This is a genomic window from Carnobacterium sp. GW821-FHT04C06, from assembly GCF_059420345.1.
This window is the reverse complement of record NZ_JBWKTN010000001.1, coordinates 236,496-254,979: the sequence shown is the minus strand read 5'-3', so window position 1 is coordinate 254,979 and position 18,484 is coordinate 236,496. Positions and strand designations below refer to the sequence as shown.

Sequence of the window (18,484 nt, the reverse complement as noted above, 5' to 3'; positions counted from 1 at the left end):
ACATAAACGAGGTGGAGAAATGCAAATTGTATTTCATAGTGATATTGGAAAAATAAGAAAAAATAATCAAGACTACGCTGGACATTTTAAAAATAAAAAAGGCATCACTTTAGCTGTTGTTTGTGATGGTATGGGTGGGCATAAAGCTGGTGATGTTGCCAGTGAAATGGCAGTTTCTCACTTAGGTCATGCTTGGGAAGAAAGTCAGCTAACGACTTCTGAGGAAGTAACAAAATGGATGTTAAAACATATTAGTATCGAAAATGAGCGCATTGTAGGGAAATCTAACCAGTATTCTGATTTAGATGGCATGGGAACGACATTAGTCGCAGCTGCATTATTCGATTCAGAAATCGTGATTGCCAATATTGGTGATAGTCGTGGTTATTTATATGGAAATGACAAAATGTTGCAACTAACAGAAGACCATTCGCTAGTAAATGAACTATTAAAAAGTGGTGAAATTTCATCCGAAGCAGCCGTTAACCACCCAAGAAAAAACGTGTTAACTCGTTCGTTGGGTGTTTCAGCAGAAATTGATATCGATATTGCGATTTTCCCTGTTGGAGTTGAAAATAGTTTATTACTTTGTTCAGATGGTTTAACGAATATGTTATCAGATAATGAAATCAAAGAGATCCTAAAAGAGCCAATTTCAGTTGATTTAAAAGTTGAAAAATTAGTATCATTAGCTAATGAACGAGGTGGAATTGATAATATAACCGTATTATTAGCTGATTTTGCCACAAGAGAGGAGCAATAATATCCATGGAAATAGGAAAAAAGTTAAGTGGAAGATATAAAATCATTGGTACTGTTGGTGGCGGTGGGATGGCAAATGTCTATCTTGCACATGATTTAATTTTAGATCGTGATGTTGCTGTTAAAGTATTGCGTTATGATTTTAGAGAAGACCAAGATGTTATCCGCCGTTTCCAAAGAGAAGCCCTTTCCGCAACAGAATTGGTTCATCCAAATATCGTGAGCGTTTATGATGTGGGTGAAGAAGATAATTCGCAATATATTGTGATGGAATATGTTAAAGGGACGGATTTAAAAAAATACATCCATAACTATTTTCCAATACCGTATCAAAAAGTGATTGATATGATGGAACAAATTCTATCCGCCGTGGCTGATGCCCATCACAATCGGATTATTCATCGTGATTTAAAACCACAAAATATTTTAGTTGATGAAAATGGTGTCGTAAAAATTACTGATTTCGGAATTGCGGTTGCACTATCTGAAACTTCCATTACACAAACAAATTCCTTATTAGGCTCTGTTCATTATTTATCACCAGAACAAGCAAGAGGCAGCATGGCGACGAAACAATCGGATATTTATGCCATGGGGATTATCTTGTATGAGATGTTAACAGGCACCGTTCCCTTTGAAGGCGAATCAGCTGTCTCGATTGCGTTAAAACATTTCCAAGAAACGGTTCCATCGGTAAAAGACTTTGATACGAGAATTCCACAAGCCTTGGAAAATGTCGTTTTAAAAGCGACTGCTAAAGAAGCAACAGATCGTTATACTTCAGCAGAAGAAATGGCGAGTGATTTAGCAACATCTTTGTCACCACAACGACTTGATGAACCTAAATTTGAGCCAGCTAGCATGTTAGAAGTGACTAGAATTCACGAACAGCTACCTGTTGAACCACCTGTTGAGGAAAAATCCGCTTCTCCAATTAAAGAAGAAGTAACACAAGATAATCAAAAAAAGAAAAAAAAGAAAAAGAAAAAACTAATTTTCTTCTCAATTTTAGGCATCTTACTACTAGCAGTGATTGGCTTTTTTGCCATTGCCTTAAGCGCCCCAAAAGAAGTAACGATTCCTGATTTATCAGGAATGACAGAATCACAAGCAGAACGTGAATTGGCTAAGCTTAAGTTGAAGGTAGGAAAAGTAACAGAGGAAGCCAATGAAAAAATTGCAGAAGGCAAAGTGATTCGAACAGATCCTAAAGAAGAGAAGGAAGTAAAAGAAAACTCAGCTGTAGACTTATTTATCAGTTCAGGTAAAAAAACAGTGAAGTTTGGGAATTATGTTGGCGATGACTACCAAGAAGTCAAAGCAAAATTAGTACGTCAAGGATACAAAGTAGAATTTACTGAAGAGAGTAGCGATTCTGTAACCTCAGGGTCAATTATTAGCCAAGATCTTGACTCAGGTTCAGAAGTGATTCCAAGTGAAACAACAGTTAGTTTTGTAGTCAGTTCTGGAGAAAAAGGACAAACCTTGATTGATTTTGCAGGTTATTCGAAAAAAGGTGTTCAAGATTATGCAACTAGCTTAGGTCTAAAAGTAACATTTACAGAAGAGTTTTCAGATGAAATCACCAATGGACAAGTAATCTCTCAAGAACCAAAAGCCGGTTCAACCGTTTATAGTGGTAACTCTATTTCAGCTGTTATTTCAAAAGGTCCAAAAGAAGTTCCAGTCAACACCTTTACTAAATCAATTACAGTCCCTTACAAAGCATCTCAGACAATGGATAGTGCAGTAAGCAGCGACAGCAGTTCAAGCGATAGCAGCAGTTCACAAAATTCAGCATCTTCAAGCAGTACACTTACACCAAATACAATTGAAATTTATATTGAAGACGATGAACATAGTTACGGAACAGTTTACCAAAAACTGACGATTACGAAAGACACCGTTATTGACTTGACCTTTAAATTAAAAGAAGGAACAGCAGGGAAATATAAAGTAGTACGTGATGGGGTTACCATTCTAGAAGATAACAACGTTGTGAAATAAGTTAAAAGCCAATTCATTTTTACTAAATGAATTGGCTTTTTAAATATCTCTAAAATCATCAGAAAATAGTTGCAATCTAAGCGTTCTTTCAGTAGAGTAAAATAAGAGAACTTTTATTCAATAAAAGGAGTGGATTTTTTGACAATTGGTCAAATTCGAAAAGCATTAAGTGGGTTTTATTATGTCTATCATGAGGGCGAAACTTATCAAACAAGAGGAAGAGGAAATTTTAGAAATCAAAATCTAATCCCACTAGTTGGTGATGAGGTCCTTTTTGAAAGTGACAACGTAACAGATGGAATTTTAAAAAAGCTTTTGCCTCGAAAAAATGAACTGATTCGACCAGCTGTTGCCAATGTTGATTTAGGCGTTGTAGTAATGTCAGCGATTGAACCAACTTTTTCAACCAATTTATTAGATCGTTTTTTAGTCACGCTGGAAAGTAAAAAAATCAAAGGCTTGATATACATTACTAAAACAGATTTACTTGATGAAACAGCCTACCAAGAAATGGTCGCCTTTAAAAAAGCCTACCAAAAAATTGGTTATTCAGTTATTTTACCTAATCCCAAAGAACCTACCCAAGCTGTTGAGGAACTGACTGCTGCGTTTAAAGATAAGTTAACCGTTTTTATGGGACAATCAGGAGCAGGAAAGTCAACGCTACTCAATCAAATCGCGCCAGAACTTGATTTAGAAACAGGTGTCATTTCAAACGCCTTAGGCCGTGGAAAGCATACTACAAGGCACGTCGAACTACTGCCACTATTTGGTGGACTTGTAGCAGATACACCCGGTTTTGGTTCAATTGAATTTGCTGAAATCGAATCAGAAGAACTTCCAGAACTTTTCCCTGAATTTGTTGAGGTTCAAGCAGAATGTCGTTTTAGAGGCTGTATGCATCGTAAAGAACCTGGCTGTAAAGTTCAAGAAGAATTGGCAACTGGAGAAATTGAAGCGTATCGTTACCAACATTACTTGCAATTTTTAGAAGAAATTGAAAATCGCAAACCTAAATACACAAAAAAACATTAAAAAGGAGCATCACTATGAAAATTTCACCATCTATTTTAAGTGCCGATTTTGCTAATTTAGAAAGAGATATCCGTATTGTCGAAGAAGGAGGCGCAGATTATATTCATGTGGACGTAATGGATGGTCATTTTGTGCCAAATATTACCCTTGGACCAAACATCGTTTCAGCGATTCGTCCAGTAACCAAACTTCCTTTAGATTGCCATTTAATGATTGAAAATCCAGAAAAATACATTGAAAATTTTGCAAAAGCGGGTGCAGATATTATTACGGTTCACGTTGAAAGTACACCACACATTCATCGTGCTATTCAAATGATTAAAAATGCAGGGGTTAGAGCGGGTGTTGTATTAAATCCGGGAACACCAGTAGCAGCTGTTGAATACGTTCTTTCAGAATGTGACATGGTTTTAGTCATGACCGTTAATCCTGGTTTTGGTGGCCAAAGTTTTATTCCAGAAACATTGAAAAAAATTGAAAAGCTAAAGCAATTAAAAGAAGCAAACCACTATCATTATGAAATTGAAGTTGACGGTGGCATTGTGCCAGAAACAGCAAAACAATGTAAGCAAGCGGGGGCAGATGTTTTTGTAGCAGGTTCTTACGTTTACAATGCTGAAGATCCTCAAAAACAAATTCAACATTTGAAGGAGGCTCTTGCTAAATGAGTTCGAAAGTAATCGCTATTTTGCTAGGTGGACCATTAGAATCAGTTCCTGATCTTATGGAGTGGTCAAAAAAAGTAGATGGTTGGATTGGTGTCGATCGTGGCTCATTACGCTTAGTAAAAGCTGGCATCAATCAATTAATTGCGTTAGGCGACTTCGATTCCATTACAGCAACGGATTACGAACTTATTCAAGAGCATGTAAAAGATGTTCGACGATGCCAGTCTGAAAAAGATGAAACAGATGCAGAGTTGGCTTTATCAGTAGCGTTAGATGAACTAGAAGCTACAAAAGTCATTTTATTAGGAGCAACAGGAGGTCGTTTAGATCATTTCCTTTCCAATCTGTGGATGGTCTTACAGCCACGTTTCAAAAAAAATGCAGCTAAAATTCAATTAGTCGATCAAAACAATTCCATTCGTTATTATCTACCAGGACATTATCAACTGACAAAAGAGCCAGATAAAAAATATTTAGGTTTTACGTGTCTGACACCTGTTACAAAGTTGTCTTTATTTGATGAAAAATATCAATTAGATCAAGCTGATTTTGCGTATCCAACATCATTAGGAAGTAATGAATTCTTAAAAGAGACGGGTGAATTTTCTTTTGAGTCAGGAATCATTGCAGTCATCCAAAGTAAAGACTGAGAAAAAATCCCAGCTAACACGTCGTTAGCTGGGATTTTTTAGATAAAAAAAGAACCTATCTCTGATAAGAGCAGGTTCTTCAATGCTTTAAATTAAACACGTTCAACTTTACCTGATTTAAGTGCACGAGCTGAAACCCAAACTTTTTTAGGTTTGCCGTCAACTAAAATACGAACTTTTTGTAAGTTAGCTTTCCAAGTACGTTTGTTAGCATTCATCGCGTGAGAGCGACGGTTACCACTTTTACTCTTGCGTCCAGTAATTACACAAACTTTTGCCATTATTCTTTCCTCCTTTGCCGATATCTCGAAGCAAAGCTTCAATAATTCATACCTCAATAATTTATCATAATTAGCGATGCTTTGCAATAGTTTTCTTTCAAGTATTTTTACTTGACACTTAATTGAACCTATAAAAGAGTAAAATAGTAGTGAGAAATTGTTTATTTTGATTGTCAAAGTCTAAAAAATTAGTTATATTGTTTTAAGTAAATGGCATGTTTATAAGAGTTTATCGGATAAACCTTTTAAAATCGAGGGAGCTATGCTAAAATATAGAATAGTAATTTATGGCTTATTTAGCCAAAGGGAGGATTTTTAACATGGCAGTTAAAATCAAAACACAATTTGGAACAATCGACATTACTAATGAAGTTATTGCAACTGTAGTTGGTGGTGCGGCAACAGATATCTATGGAATCGTGGGTATGGCAAGTAAAAACCAAATTCGTGACAACTTAAATGATATTCTAAAAAAAGAAAACTATTCACGTGGCGTTGTAGTCAAACAAGAAGAAAATGGAGTAGCTGTAGATGTCTTTATCATCGTAAGTTACGGAACAAAAATTTCTGAAGTTTGTCGTAACGTACAAGAAAAAGTGAAGTATAATTTAGAAACAATGTTAGGCGTATCAGCAAATGCAGTGAACGTATATGTTCAAGGCGTTCGTGTAATGAAAGACTAATAACAAATGGTCAATGTCACTCATTAAAATAAGAGTGACAAAGGAGGATAATATCGGTGGAAGTAACAAAATTAGAAGGTAAACAATTTCAGGCAATGGTCGCAATTGGCGCGAATCGTCTAAATAAAAATGCTGAGTTTGTCAATTCATTAAATGTTTTTCCAGTTCCAGATGGAGATACAGGAACAAATATGAATTTATCAATGACAAGTGGTGCAAAAGCTGTCAACTCTTCAACTTCTGAAAGTATTGGAGAATTAGCTGAAGCTTTATCAAAGGGATTATTAATGGGAGCTAGAGGAAACTCTGGTGTTATTTTGTCGCAATTATTTAGAGGGTTTTCAAAAGCAATCGTTGGAAAAGAAACATTAACAGCCAGTGAATTTGCAGCAGCCTTTACAAATGGTGTTGAAACAGCTTATAAAGCAGTTATGAAGCCCGTTGAAGGTACCATTTTAACAGTAGCTCGTGAATCAGCAAAAGCGGGTGAGCGTAAAGCAAAAGACACAACTGATGTCATCGAAGTGATGGAAGCCGTTGTTCGTGGCGCAAAAAAATCATTAGCTAAAACGCCGGATTTATTACCCGTCTTAAAAGAAGTGGGTGTTGTAGATAGTGGTGGTCAAGGTTTACTCTTTATTTATGAAGGTTTCCTAGAAGTTTTATCAGGAAATGTTGTCGAAGAAGACTACCATCAACCAAACCAAAAAGAGATGACCGAAATGGTGAATGCAGAACATCACCGTAGCGTATCAAACCATATTGCGACAGAAGAAATCAAATTTGGTTACTGTACTGAAATCATGGTTAAAATTGGCGAAGGCGAAACAGTCGACAGCGAATTTGATTATGACACTTTCCGAAATCATTTAAATGAAATTGGCGATTCTTTATTAGTTGTTGCTGATGACGAAATTATTAAAGTTCATGTTCATACAGAACGTCCAGGCGAAGTCATGAATTATGGTCAAAAATTCGGTTCATTAATGAAGATCAAAGTAGACAATATGCGTTTACAACATGAAACCATTTTAGAACACGAAAAAGAAACACCAGCAGCGCCTGCTAAAAAAATTCCTTATGGCATTATTGCAATCGCAGCAGGTGAAGGCGTGCAAAACTTATTCAAGAGTTTAGGGGCTCACTATATTATTAGTGGCGGCCAAACAATGAATCCAAGTACAGAAGACATTTTAAAAGCAGTAGCAGCAGTAAATGCTGAAAAAGTGATCATCTTACCAAACAATAAAAACATCTTTATGGCTGCCGATCAAGCTGCAGAAGTAAGCGAAACGCCAGTTGTTGTCGTACCAAGTAAAACCATTTCACAAGGAATGACAGCAATGTTAGCCTTCAATGAAATGAATGATTTAGCAACAAATAAAGAAGAAATGACGAATGAACTTGAAAACGTTGTTAGTGGTCAAGTAACTGTCGCTGTTAGAGATACCGCAATTGACGGTGTTTCAATTAGTAAAGACGATTACATGGGGATTATCGAAGGCAAAATTAAAATTGCTAAACCAAGTCGTGAAGAAGTAACAGTGGAAACATTGAGACAAATGATTTCAGAAGATAGCGAAATCGTGACGATTATTCTTGGTGAGGATGCTGAATTAGCAGAAGCAGAAAATATTGCTGCAGCAATTGAAGCCGATTTTGAAGATGTTGAAGTAGAAATCCATGAAGGAAATCAACCTGTTTACCCATACATTCTTTCTGTTGAGTAGAAGGGTTTAGTAAAGTAGGGATAGTTATGGCAAATCGCTTTCACAGCGTGTTTGATATTATCGGTCCAATTATGGTAGGTCCTAGCAGTTCTCATACTGCAGGAGCTGCTAGAATTGGTAAGGTAGTAAGAAAAATTTTTGGTTCAATGCCAACACAAGTCGATATTTATTTGTATGAATCATTTGCCAAAACGTATCGTGGACATGGAACGGATATTGCGTTAGTTGGCGGCTTATTAGGAATGGATCCAGATGATGAACATTTGGCTGATTCAATTGAAATTGCAAACGAAAATGGGATGAAAGTAGTTTTTATTCCAACAAATGATGAAGCAGACCACCCAAATTCAGTTAAAATGGTCGTTTCTAATGAAACGAAATCATTATCTGTCGTAGGGGCTTCAATCGGTGGCGGTAAAATTCAAATTTCTGAAGTGAACGGGTTTAAAATTCAGTTGGAAGAAAATCAACCAACTTTCTTAATCGTTCATCAAGATGTCCCAGGTATGATTGCAAAAGTTTCTAATATTCTAGCAGAACAAGCGATTAATATTGGAACGATGACTGTTTCGAGAGAATCAAAAGGCAAGCAAGCCATTATGATAATCGAAGTCGATCAGTTTGAAGTTGGCGAAACACTAAAAGAATTAAAAGAAGTTCCGCATATTATGCAAGTGAGCTTTTTCAAATAGATACGTTAGAAAAGCTGAACAAGTAGTATTTGTTCAGCTTTTCTGTTAATTATTTTAATTTAAGGGGATTTCAATTATGTTTCAAAATGTAAGTGAGTTAGTAGAACAAGCCAACCAATTAGGCAGTGTCTTTGAAGTAATGATTGCACTAGAAATGGAAACCACACGCATGCCGCGCACCGAAATTTTAAAAAAAATGGAACAGCAGTTGACAGTAATGGAAAATGCTGTTGAAAAAGGTGTCAATGGTGTCTCTTCAGCAACTGGTTTGACAGGCGGAGACGCGACCAAATTAAAAGAATACATCGAAAGGGGTAATTTTTTAAGTGGAGAAACCATTTTGACTGCTGTTCGTAATGCTGTTGCTACGAATGAAGTCAATGCTGCAATGGGGTTAGTATGTGCAACACCAACAGCAGGAAGTGCTGGCGTAGTTCCAGGTGTGCTATTTGCTGCTAAAGATCGTTTAAACATGAATAGAGAAGCGATGGTACGTTTTTTATTTACTGCAGGGGCATTCGGGTTAGTAATTGCCAATAATGCTTCCATCAGTGGCGCAGAAGGTGGCTGCCAAGCTGAGATTGGAAGTGCTAGTGCCATTGCCAGTGCGGCTTTAGTTGATGCTAGTGGAGGCACGCCAGAGATGTGTAGTGCCGCGATTGCTATGACGTTGAAAAACATGATGGGCTTAATTTGTGATCCTGTTGCAGGTTTAGTTGAGGTTCCTTGTGTCAAACGGAACGCCTTAGGTGCAGCACAAGCCATGATTTCAGCAGATATGGCCTTAGCTGGAATTACAAGTGTGATTCCAACGGATGAAGTCATTGAAGCAATGTATAAAGTAGGACGTCAAATGCCGTCTATTTTCAAAGAAACTGCAGAGGGAGGGTTGGCAGATACGCCAACAGGACGTGAAATTAAAATGCGTATTTTTGGCAATCCTGCATAAAATATGGGGAAATCAATCTATGATCCAGTAACCGTGCTTCCTCAAGTTGGCGCTAAACGCTTGGAGGCACTCCATCAGCTTGGTATTTTTACCGTACTAGACTTACTTTCTCACTATCCTTTCCGTTATGAAGACATTCAAGTCAAAGACTTATCAGAAATTGAAGACCAAGAAAAAGTAACTTTAAAAGGCGATGTTGTTTCAGAAGCTGTTTTAACTAGATTTGGACCAAAAAAAAATCGTCTTGTTTTTCGCATGGCAATCGATCACGCTGTAATTGCGGTTACTTTCTTTAACCAACCCTACTTAAAAAGTAAAATTCATGCAGGCGAGGAAATTGCGGTTTTCGGAAAATGGGACGACAAACGAAAAAGTTTAACTGGAATGAAAATTCTTGGGGCACAGATAGAACAAGAAGAAGCCGGTTTTGAATCAATTTATAGCGCAAATAAAGGAATTAAGCAAAAAACCATTTTAAATCTAGTAACCGAAGCCTTTGCTCGTTATGAAGCATTGATTCCAGAGATTATCCCAGCCTATTTAAAAGAAAAATACCGATTAATCAGTCATCGAGATGCCATCTACGCGATGCATTTTCCAACAAGCGAAGAACAAACGAAACAAGCGAGACGTGAAGTTGTTTTTGAAGAATTTTTTGTTTTTCAAATGAAAATGCAAGTGTTAAGAAAACAAGAAAAAGCGGTTGGCAAAGGGACAGAATTGACATACAACGTTGCAGATTTAAGACGTTTTATTGCCTCATTACCCTTTGAATTAACAAATGCTCAAAAAAGAGTTGTCAATGAAATTTGCGGAGATCTTCGAAAATCCCTACATATGCATCGTTTATTACAAGGAGATGTAGGGAGTGGAAAGACCATCGTAGCTGCCATTGCTCTCTTTGCAACAAGCAACGCAGGCTTTCAATCCGCTCTAATGGTACCAACTGAAATTCTAGCAGAACAACATATGGAAAGTTTGGTACAGCTTTTTGATCCATTAGAAGTGCGAATTGCCCTGTTGACAGGCTCCACAAAAACTAAAATGCGTCGTGAAATCTTAACTGAATTAGCAAATGGGGAATTGGATGTTCTAATAGGAACCCATGCGTTAATTCAAGAAGATGTTTCCTTTCACAATTTAGGTTTAGTTATTACGGATGAGCAGCATCGCTTTGGTGTGAATCAACGGAAAATTTTAAGAGAAAAGGGAGATCACCCTGATGTTCTCTTTATGACTGCGACACCTATTCCCAGAACCCTTGCAATTACAGCATATGGCGAAATGGATGTGTCGATTATTGATGAACTTCCAGCCGGTCGAATACCTATTGAAACAACTTGGACCCGACCGAAAAACTTTGAACATACCTTGCATTTTATTGAAACTCAGTTAAGAAAAGGTTCACAAGCTTATGTGATTTGTCCTTTAATTGAAGAATCAGAAAGCTTAGATGTAAAAAATGCTACCGATATTTATGAAAAGCTACAAGCGTATTACGAACCTAATTTTCAAGTAGGATTGTTACATGGGAAAATGAAACCTGCTGAAAAAGAAGCTGTAATGGAGCGCTTCAAAAAGAACCAATTGCAAGTTTTAGTTTCAACAACCGTTATTGAAGTTGGTGTAAACGTGCCAAATGCGACTACAATGGTTATCTATGATGCCGATCGTTTTGGATTATCACAACTACACCAATTACGCGGACGTGTTGGACGTGGAACGAAAGAATCTTATTGTATTTTAGTGGCAAATCCTAAAAATGATACCGGCATCGAACGGATGAAAATCATGACAGAAACGACAGATGGCTTTGTTTTAAGCGAAAAAGATTTAGAATTACGTGGTGCCGGTGATTTATTCGGGTCAAAACAGTCAGGTGCTCCAGAATTTAAAGTCGGCGATATTATCGGTGACTTTGGTGCGTTAGAAGCAGCTAGAAATGAAGCGGCTCTTTTAGTTAACCAAGAAGAATTTTACGTTTCACCTGACTATCAAAGTTTGCGTCGTGAAATTGGGATTGAAAATATGGATTCCCTTGGCTTTGATTAACCGAAAGAATCCAGGGAATTAATTAAATTCAGTTGCCATCTAAAAAAAATATGAGATAATAGACAAGTAACATAGTTTTAGGGTACCAATTAAGGAGGGTAACTTTTGAGAATTGCAGTAGACGCAATGGGAGGCGACAACGCTCCTAAGGCCATTGTAGAAGGTGTTGTAATGGCAGCAAAAGAATTTAACGATATTGAATTTATATTATATGGAAAAGAAGATGCGATTCGTAAATATATGACGGATGAAACAAATATTAAGATTGTTCATACCGATGAAAAAATCGCAAGTGATGACGACCCTGTTCGTTCTGTTAGAAGAAAAAAAAATGCTTCCATGGTTTTAGCTGCGCAAGCCGTTAAAAATAAAGAAGCCGATGCTCTTTTTTCAGCAGGGAATACGGGTGCATTGTTAACAGCGGGCTTATTAATCATTGGTAGAATTAAAGGAATTGATCGTCCAGGCTTGATGCCGACATTACCTGTTGTAGGAAATGATGAACGAGTCTTTAACTTAATGGATGTAGGTGCTAATGCAGATACAAAACCTGAAAACATTCATCAGTATGCCATTTTAGCTAGCTATTATGCAAAATTTGTTCGAGGTGTTAAAAAACCAACTGTTGGACTTTTAAATAACGGAACAGAAGAAAATAAAGGCAATGATGTGACAAAACGTGCCTATGCATTGTTAGCCGCAGAACCAGAAATTGACTTTATTGGAAATGTTGAGGCGCGTGAATTATTAAATGGCGTTGCCGATGTGGTGGTTACGGATGGTTTTACTGGAAATGCTGTGTTAAAAACAATTGAAGGAACCGCAATGTCCATGATGAAATTGTTAAAAGCAGCAATTTATGACAATGGTGTGAAAGAAAAAATTGGAGGCGCGCTATTAAAAAATGGTTTAATGGATATGAAAGAAAAATTAGACTATTCAAGATATGGCGGAGCTGTTTTATTTGGAGTAAAGGCACCTGTTGTAAAAACACATGGTTCTACTGAAAAAGAATCTGTTTATTTTACCATCAAGCAAATTCACGAAATGCTAGAATCACATGTGATCGACGATTTAGTGACGTATTTTGAAACAAAAGAGACACCAATTGAAGATTAAATTTAGTATAAAATAAAAAAATACTAGACAAAAGCATTCTTTATCAGTAAAATAATTGTGATACAAATGGAACATACGTTAAAGACTATCAAACAAAATGATCCAGTAAGTAGATGGAGGTGGAGCAGTTGTCTCAAAATGAAACTTTTGAAAAAGTTGCAAAAATTATTGTAGAACGTTTTGGCGTGGACAATGAAAAAGTCACTAGTGAATTGACTTTTAAAGACGATTTGGGAGCAGATTCATTAGACATCGTTGAACTTGTAATGGAATTGGAAGATGTTTTCGGTACTGAAATTTCCGACGAAGATGCCGAACAAATCGAAACCGTTGGCGATGCAGTGAAATACATCGACGCTCATCTTCAATAATAATGAATAAATTCAACAAAACCCAGCTTGTAGGATCTTTTTAGATTTTACAGACTGGGTTTTTATAGTGGAAAATGAGAGTTAAAAGATGAAAACCCCATTATTATTAAGAAAACCTTTTTTTTCAGCGGAAAAATTTTATTTTTACAGAAAAACCAAGTATAATAGAATAGGTTTAACTTGTTATACTTAAAAAGGAGTGTCGAAATGAATGAATTATTTTTAAACGAACTGAAAGAAAAATTTGGCATCACGTTTAAAAACTTAGCTTTTTTACAAGAAGCATTTACCCATTCATCATATGTGAATGAGCACAGGGATTGCAAAATTCAAGACAACGAACGAATTGAATTTTTAGGAGATGCCGTTTTAGAATTAACAGTTTCTCGCTATTTATTCGATCATTATCCAGAATTACCTGAAGGAAAGTTAACTAAACTGCGTGCAACAATTGTCTGCGAAGCCAGTTTAAGTTTATTTGCTAAAGAATATGGATTTGATAAATACATTCGTTTAGGCCGTGGAGAAGAAAGAATGAATGGCAGAAATAGACCCGCGCTACTTTGCGATTTATACGAATCTTTTATCGGAGCGCTTTATTTGGATCAAGGAATTGAGGCTGTTTTAGACTTTCTAAGACAAACCATGTTCCCTAAAATTGCAACCGGTGCTTTCTCACATGTGATGGATCACAAAACAAACTTACAAGAGTGGCTCCAACAAGACGGTGAAATCATCATTGAATATCGTTTAATTGACGAAGTTGGTCCAGCCCATGAAAAAGAATTTATTGTAGAAGTCAGTGCAAAAGGAAAAGTGTTAGGCTCAGGAAGTGGAAAAACGAAAAAAGCAGCAGAACAATCTGCTGCTGAAAATGCTTTAAAAACAATTCAATCAAGATAAGAAAGGAGCCACGACTACAGTGCATTTAAAAAGAATTGACATTACTGGATTTAAATCCTTTGCAGATAAAACGACCATTGAATTTGTAGATGGCGTTACTGCAGTCGTTGGTCCTAATGGTAGTGGGAAAAGTAACATTACAGAAGCTATCCGTTGGGTACTAGGTGAAACTTCAGCTAAAAGTTTGCGTGGTGGCAGAATGAACGATGTGATTTTTGCAGGTTCTGAATCTAGAAAGCCTTTAAACTTCGCTGAAGTGACTCTTGTCTTAGAAAATGAAGATCATTTTTTACCGCTAGATTTTAGTGAAATCAGCATTACAAGACGCTTAAATCGCAATGGAGATAGTGATTTTTACTTGAACAAGCAAAGCTGTAGATTAAAAGATATCGTTGATTTGTTTATGGATTCAGGATTAGGAAAAGAATCGTTTTCCATCATTTCTCAAGGGAAAGTAGAAGCCATCTTCAATAGTAAACCAGAAGATCGACGCTCTATTTTTGAAGAAGCAGCAGGGGTTTTAAAGTACAAAACACGTAAGAAAAAAGCGGAGCAAAAATTATTTGAAACAGAAGATAATTTGAATCGCGTTCAAGACATTGTGTACGAACTAGAAGATCAAGTCGAGCCTTTGCGAGAACAAAGTAGTATTGCCAAAGATTATTTATCCCAAAAAGAACAATTAAGTGAAGTTGAAATTGCTCTAACCGTTGTTGAAATCGACTTATTGAAAGAAAAATGGCAAGCAAGCCAAAAAGAACTTTCCCAGTATCAACGTGAATTAGCAACAATTCGAGATCTGCTTAAGCATAATGAACAATCAGTTGGTGAACTACGAGAAAAGCGTCAACAATTAGATAGCGAGTTAGATCGAACGCAAGCGTTACTTGTCACGATTATTCAACAATACGAACAAACAGAAGCCTCAAAGAAAGTTTTAAGTGAACGAAGTAAAAACACAAAAGAAAATCTAGAACAATTCCAACAAAACAAAGCAAAAATTGAAGCAAAAATAAGCCAATTAAATCAGCAACACGAAGAAATTAAAGAACGGATTGCCGTTAAACAAGAGGAAGAAAAAAAACTAAAAGCAGACTTACTTCAAGCAGAAAAAGAACGAAATATGCTTTTAGAAGACAGCGCTTATACCATAGAAACTTTACGAGATGACTATGTGGAATGGATGCAAAAACAAACCACACTAAGAAATGAACAAAGTTACTTAGAAAAAAGTTTTCTTCATAGTTCACAAAAAAACAAACAATCCGACGAAGCCGGCAAACGATTGGAAGAAGAATTAACCGAAGCCATCGCTAAAAAAGCAGCTGTCACAGAACAATTAAAAACCATTCAACAAGATTTGGCTACTAAATTATTAAATCATCAAGAGTTACAAACTGAATATCAAAAAAATCAAGGAACGTTAGAAATCTACGAACGAAATATGTTTGATGCAATGCGTTTAGTTCAACAAGCCAAAGCAAAAAGAGACAGCTTATCTGATTTAAACGAAGATTATGCTGGATTCTATCAAGGTGTTCGAGAAGTTTTAAAACGTAAAACCGAGATTGGCGGAGTTATTGGTGCAGTTGCGGAAGTCATCAACGTTCCAAAGCAAACGGAATTAGCCATTGATATCGCTCTTGGTGCTCAGAGCCAAAATGTCATCGTAAAAGATGAAGAAAGTGGACGAAAAGGAATTACCTACCTCAAACAAAAACGTTTAGGTCGCGCCACTTTCTTACCACTTACAACTATTAAGCCAAGGCAATTGCCAAGTAGTGTAGAAGCAACGGTTCGCAACAATGCTGGCTTTATTGGAATTGCTAGTGAATTAGTCGACTATCCAGCAGAAGTAGCAACAGTCATTCAAAACCTATTAGGGACCACGATTATCGCGGAAGATTTAACCTCAGCGAATGCAATTGCACGTCTTATTCAATTCAAATACCGTGTTGTAACGTTAGACGGTGACGTTATGAATGCTGGCGGATCAATGACAGGTGGAGCTAGTAAAAAAGGCAATCAAGGCAGTATTTTTGCTAGAAAAAATGAGCTTGCTACCTTAAATCAACAGATAGAAGCAATGGAAAAAACATTAAACGAAAAAGAGATTGAAGTACGAAGTTTAAAACAAGCTTTAAAAAAAGCTGAGCATCACTTAGAAGAGCTCCGCATGGCAGGCGAACAAAAACGCTTGGAAGAACAGCAATTAAAAAATGATTGCGAGTTATACAGCGAAAAAGAACATCGTTTATCTCGTGAATTAAAAGCTCATAGCTTTGAATTTCAGGAAGCAAAAGAAGAAGCCGATCATTATCATTCAAGGACAGCCGAAATTAAAGCTGAAATGCTCCTAATTGAAGACGAAATGAAAAAAATTAATCATCAAATTGACATGCTTTCTTCCGAAAACGAGAAACGAACACTCTTACAAAAAGAAGCCAGTGAAAAAGTTCAACAATTGACAGCTACTGTTGCCGTCGTTAAAGAGCAACTTGCAGGCTCAAGAAAAGAACAAGCCAATTTATTGGAAGCCATCCAACAAGAAGAAGAAAATGTGAATGGGATTCAGTTACAAATCCAAGCAATTGACGAAAACAATGGCAACCATCAATTGACAAAAGAAGAATTAGAAGTGAAAGTAGCGTCGTTGCTTTCAGAAAAAGAAACGCTTGAAGGTCAAATGCTTGCAGGCAAAGAAAAGCGTAGCATTATGGAAGCAGAAATTGATGAGCTTGACCGCTCAATTGCAGAACAGAATAATCAACAACATATTGTGTTAGAGCAAAAATCAAAAGCGGAAGTAACGATGAATCGTCAAGACGTCGAAATCGAAAATCGCTTAAATCATTTAAGTGAAGAATATGGATTGAGCTTTGAATTTGCAAAAGCGAACCATTCTTTGACGATAACACTTGAAGAAGCACGTCAAAAAGTGAAGTTATTGAAATTAGGAATTGAAGAACTAGGCTCTGTGAATCTAGGTGCAATTGAAGAATTTGACCGTGTGAATGAGCGTTTTACATTTTTAACCGAGCAACGAGACGATTTATTAACGGCAAAATCAAGTCTATTTGAAACGATGGATGAGATGGATGAAGAAGTGAAAAAACGTTTTTCTGAAGTGTTTGAAGCGATTCGTGAAAAATTTTCCGATGTATTTCCAAAAATGTTTGGCGGCGGATATGCAGAATTAAGGTTAAGCGATCCGTCAGACTTACTAAATACCGGAATCGAGATTATTGCTCAGCCGCCAGGGAAAAAATTACAAAATTTAAGTTTACTCTCTGGTGGAGAACGCGCCTTTACAGCAATTGCATTGTTGTTTTCAATTATTCAAGTGCGTCCCGTTCCATTTTGTATTTTGGATGAAGTTGAAGCCGCGTTAGACGAAGCCAATGTTGCGCGATTTGGACGTTACTTAAATCAATTTGAAGGGGATACGCAGTTTATTGTCATTACGCATCGCAAAGGAACAATGGAAGAAGCCGATGTTTTGTATGGAGTTACGATGCAAGAATCAGGAGTTTCCAGAATTGTTTCCGTTCGCTTAGAAGAAATTGCAGAAACAGGCGAAATTACAACGACGAGTTAACGAAAAAAGCAAAAAGACAAGAAGTTTTCCGTCTTTTTGCTTTTTTTGATTCACAATACTTTCAAGAACACGTATACTAAAAGAGTAGACAGATAAGAAGGAGCAAACGAATGATAAAATTAATTGCAATCGATTTAGATGGAACACTATTAAATAATGAAAAACAAATTACACCACGAACCAAGCTTGCTTTGCAACGTGCTAAAGAAAAAGGTGTTAAAGTTGTTTTATGTACAGGGCGCCCATTGCTGGGAATGGTTCACTATTTAGATGAACTAGGATTACGCGACGAAGGTGACTTTGGAATCACGTATAATGGCGGTTTAGTTCAAAAAACTAATAATGGCGAAATCTTAGCTCAAAAAACGCTGACCAAACACCATATTGAAGAGCTTTACCAATTGAGTCAAGCCCTTGAATTGCCGATGAATTTTATCGATTTAAAACAGGTGTATGCTTTGCCACATCCTGAAAATCGCGCTTCTTTATATGGCACCGTGATGAAAGCTTTGCCAATGGTTTCCGTTGTGATGGAAGAAGTGCCAGCAGACATTGCGGTTAACAAAGCTGTTTTTTGTTTCGATCAAGTAATTTTAGACGAAGCCATTACCAGAATTCCAGCTAGCTTAACTGAAAAATATACCATCATGAAATCAAGACCATTTTTACTAGAACTATTGCCACAAGGTGTTGACAAGGGTCAAGGAATCGCCACACTTTGCAAGTTGCTAAATATTGACGCCAATGAAGTAATGACCTTAGGCGATGAAGAAAATGATTTGGCAATGATTGAATTCGCAGGGTTAGGTATTGCAATGGGGAATGCGACAGATGAAGTCAAAAAAGCAGCCCAATTTGTCACAAAAACAAACGAAGAAGAAGGCGTTGCCTACGCTGTTGAAGAATTCGTTCTTGCTGGAAAAACACTGGAGAATATCTAACAGAATCTAGTTTGAAATTGTGTTACAATAAGAACAAAGAAAG

At 36.8% G+C, this 18,484-nt stretch carries 16 protein-coding genes; 15 read left to right on the top strand and 1 reads right to left on the bottom strand.

Going from position 1 to position 18,484, the window contains the following annotated elements:
• The first annotated feature begins 19 nt into the window (after positions 1-19).
• From AC07SW_RS01235 to AC07SW_RS01215, 5 genes are all read left to right on the top strand, one after another.
• A complete protein-coding gene (locus AC07SW_RS01235; protein WP_074402586.1) occupies positions 20-763 on the top strand; it encodes a Stp1/IreP family PP2C-type Ser/Thr phosphatase in 744 nt (247 codons plus the stop codon).
• 5 nt (positions 764-768) lie between these two features.
• Complete coding sequence (gene pknB / locus AC07SW_RS01230) at positions 769-2,769, top strand: Stk1 family PASTA domain-containing Ser/Thr kinase (RefSeq protein WP_034569414.1); 2,001 nt, start codon at positions 769-771, stop codon at positions 2,767-2,769.
• A 138-nt stretch (positions 2,770-2,907) separates the two neighbouring features.
• Positions 2,908-3,804 (top strand): ribosome small subunit-dependent GTPase A, encoded by an 897-nt coding sequence (gene rsgA / locus AC07SW_RS01225; RefSeq protein ID WP_494632105.1) that lies wholly within the window; start codon positions 2,908-2,910, stop codon positions 3,802-3,804.
• 14 nt (positions 3,805-3,818) lie between these two features.
• Entirely contained in the window at positions 3,819-4,472 is a 654-nt protein-coding gene (gene rpe / locus AC07SW_RS01220; RefSeq protein WP_494632103.1) for a ribulose-phosphate 3-epimerase, read from the top strand.
• A complete protein-coding gene (locus AC07SW_RS01215; RefSeq protein ID WP_135018590.1) occupies positions 4,469-5,122 on the top strand; it encodes a thiamine diphosphokinase in 654 nt (217 codons plus the stop codon). Before rpe ends, AC07SW_RS01215 begins: the two co-directional genes overlap by 4 nt.
• A gap of 92 nt (positions 5,123-5,214) precedes the next feature.
• Here AC07SW_RS01215 and rpmB read toward each other — a convergent pair whose 3' ends face one another.
• A complete protein-coding gene (rpmB, locus tag AC07SW_RS01210; protein WP_034569423.1) occupies positions 5,215-5,403 on the bottom strand; it encodes a 50S ribosomal protein L28 in 189 nt (62 codons plus the stop codon).
• A gap of 320 nt (positions 5,404-5,723) precedes the next feature.
• Between rpmB and AC07SW_RS01205 the strand changes: the two genes are divergently transcribed.
• From AC07SW_RS01205 to yidA, 10 genes are all read left to right on the top strand, one after another.
• Positions 5,724-6,086 (top strand): Asp23/Gls24 family envelope stress response protein, encoded by a 363-nt coding sequence (locus AC07SW_RS01205; RefSeq protein ID WP_034569426.1) that lies wholly within the window; start codon positions 5,724-5,726, stop codon positions 6,084-6,086.
• A gap of 95 nt (positions 6,087-6,181) precedes the next feature.
• Positions 6,182-7,816, top strand: coding sequence for a DAK2 domain-containing protein (locus AC07SW_RS01200; protein WP_376711512.1), 1,635 nt, complete (start codon positions 6,182-6,184; stop codon positions 7,814-7,816).
• Between the two features lie 26 nt (positions 7,817-7,842).
• Positions 7,843-8,508, top strand: coding sequence for an L-serine ammonia-lyase, iron-sulfur-dependent subunit beta (sdaAB, locus tag AC07SW_RS01195; protein ID WP_034569430.1), 666 nt, complete (start codon positions 7,843-7,845; stop codon positions 8,506-8,508).
• 76 nt (positions 8,509-8,584) lie between these two features.
• Complete coding sequence (sdaAA, locus tag AC07SW_RS01190) at positions 8,585-9,457, top strand: L-serine ammonia-lyase, iron-sulfur-dependent, subunit alpha (protein WP_034569431.1); 873 nt, start codon at positions 8,585-8,587, stop codon at positions 9,455-9,457.
• 3 nt (positions 9,458-9,460) lie between these two features.
• Positions 9,461-11,509, top strand: a complete 2,049-nt coding sequence (gene recG, locus AC07SW_RS01185) for an ATP-dependent DNA helicase RecG (RefSeq protein WP_119908117.1) — start codon at positions 9,461-9,463, stop codon at positions 11,507-11,509.
• Positions 11,510-11,614: 105 nt separating this feature from the next.
• On the top strand, positions 11,615-12,628 hold the full coding sequence (plsX, locus tag AC07SW_RS01180; RefSeq protein WP_034569436.1) for a phosphate acyltransferase PlsX: 1,014 nt from the start codon (positions 11,615-11,617) through the stop codon (positions 12,626-12,628).
• Positions 12,629-12,741: 113 nt separating this feature from the next.
• Entirely contained in the window at positions 12,742-12,999 is a 258-nt protein-coding gene (gene acpP, locus AC07SW_RS01175) for an acyl carrier protein (protein ID WP_051915626.1), read from the top strand.
• Between the two features lie 207 nt (positions 13,000-13,206).
• Positions 13,207-13,902: a ribonuclease III gene (rnc, locus tag AC07SW_RS01170; RefSeq protein ID WP_034569440.1), complete on the top strand. Its 696-nt coding sequence runs from the start codon at positions 13,207-13,209 to the stop codon at positions 13,900-13,902.
• A 19-nt stretch (positions 13,903-13,921) separates the two neighbouring features.
• Positions 13,922-17,500 carry a chromosome segregation protein SMC gene (gene smc, locus AC07SW_RS01165; RefSeq protein ID WP_463684513.1) on the top strand — a complete coding sequence of 1,193 codons (3,579 nt, stop codon included), beginning with the start codon at positions 13,922-13,924 and terminating at the stop codon, positions 17,498-17,500.
• Between the two features lie 110 nt (positions 17,501-17,610).
• Positions 17,611-18,441: a sugar-phosphatase gene (gene yidA, locus AC07SW_RS01160; RefSeq protein WP_494632102.1), complete on the top strand. Its 831-nt coding sequence runs from the start codon at positions 17,611-17,613 to the stop codon at positions 18,439-18,441.
• The last annotated feature ends 43 nt before the right edge of the window (positions 18,442-18,484 follow it).

Bases quoted from the DNA above. Each gene is read 5' to 3' on its own strand.
- AC07SW_RS01235 (WP_074402586.1), top strand. From the start codon at position 20: ATGCAAATTGTATTTCATAGTGATATTGGAAAAATAAGAAAAAATAAT.
- pknB (WP_034569414.1), top strand. From the start codon at position 769: ATGGAAATAGGAAAAAAGTTAAGTGGAAGATATAAAATCATTGGTACT.
- rpe (WP_494632103.1), top strand. From the start codon at position 3,819: ATGAAAATTTCACCATCTATTTTAAGTGCCGATTTTGCTAATTTAGAA.
- AC07SW_RS01215 (WP_135018590.1), top strand. From the start codon at position 4,469: ATGAGTTCGAAAGTAATCGCTATTTTGCTAGGTGGACCATTAGAATCA.
- rpmB (WP_034569423.1), bottom strand. From the start codon at position 5,403: ATGGCAAAAGTTTGTGTAATTACTGGACGCAAGAGTAAAAGTGGTAAC.
- AC07SW_RS01205 (WP_034569426.1), top strand. From the start codon at position 5,724: ATGGCAGTTAAAATCAAAACACAATTTGGAACAATCGACATTACTAAT.
- AC07SW_RS01200 (WP_376711512.1), top strand. From the start codon at position 6,182: ATGGTCGCAATTGGCGCGAATCGTCTAAATAAAAATGCTGAGTTTGTC.
- sdaAB (WP_034569430.1), top strand. From the start codon at position 7,843: ATGGCAAATCGCTTTCACAGCGTGTTTGATATTATCGGTCCAATTATG.
- sdaAA (WP_034569431.1), top strand. From the start codon at position 8,585: ATGTTTCAAAATGTAAGTGAGTTAGTAGAACAAGCCAACCAATTAGGC.
- recG (WP_119908117.1), top strand. From the start codon at position 9,461: ATGGGGAAATCAATCTATGATCCAGTAACCGTGCTTCCTCAAGTTGGC.
- acpP (WP_051915626.1), top strand. From the start codon at position 12,742: ATGGAGGTGGAGCAGTTGTCTCAAAATGAAACTTTTGAAAAAGTTGCA.
- rnc (WP_034569440.1), top strand. From the start codon at position 13,207: ATGAATGAATTATTTTTAAACGAACTGAAAGAAAAATTTGGCATCACG.
- yidA (WP_494632102.1), top strand. From the start codon at position 17,611: ATGATAAAATTAATTGCAATCGATTTAGATGGAACACTATTAAATAAT.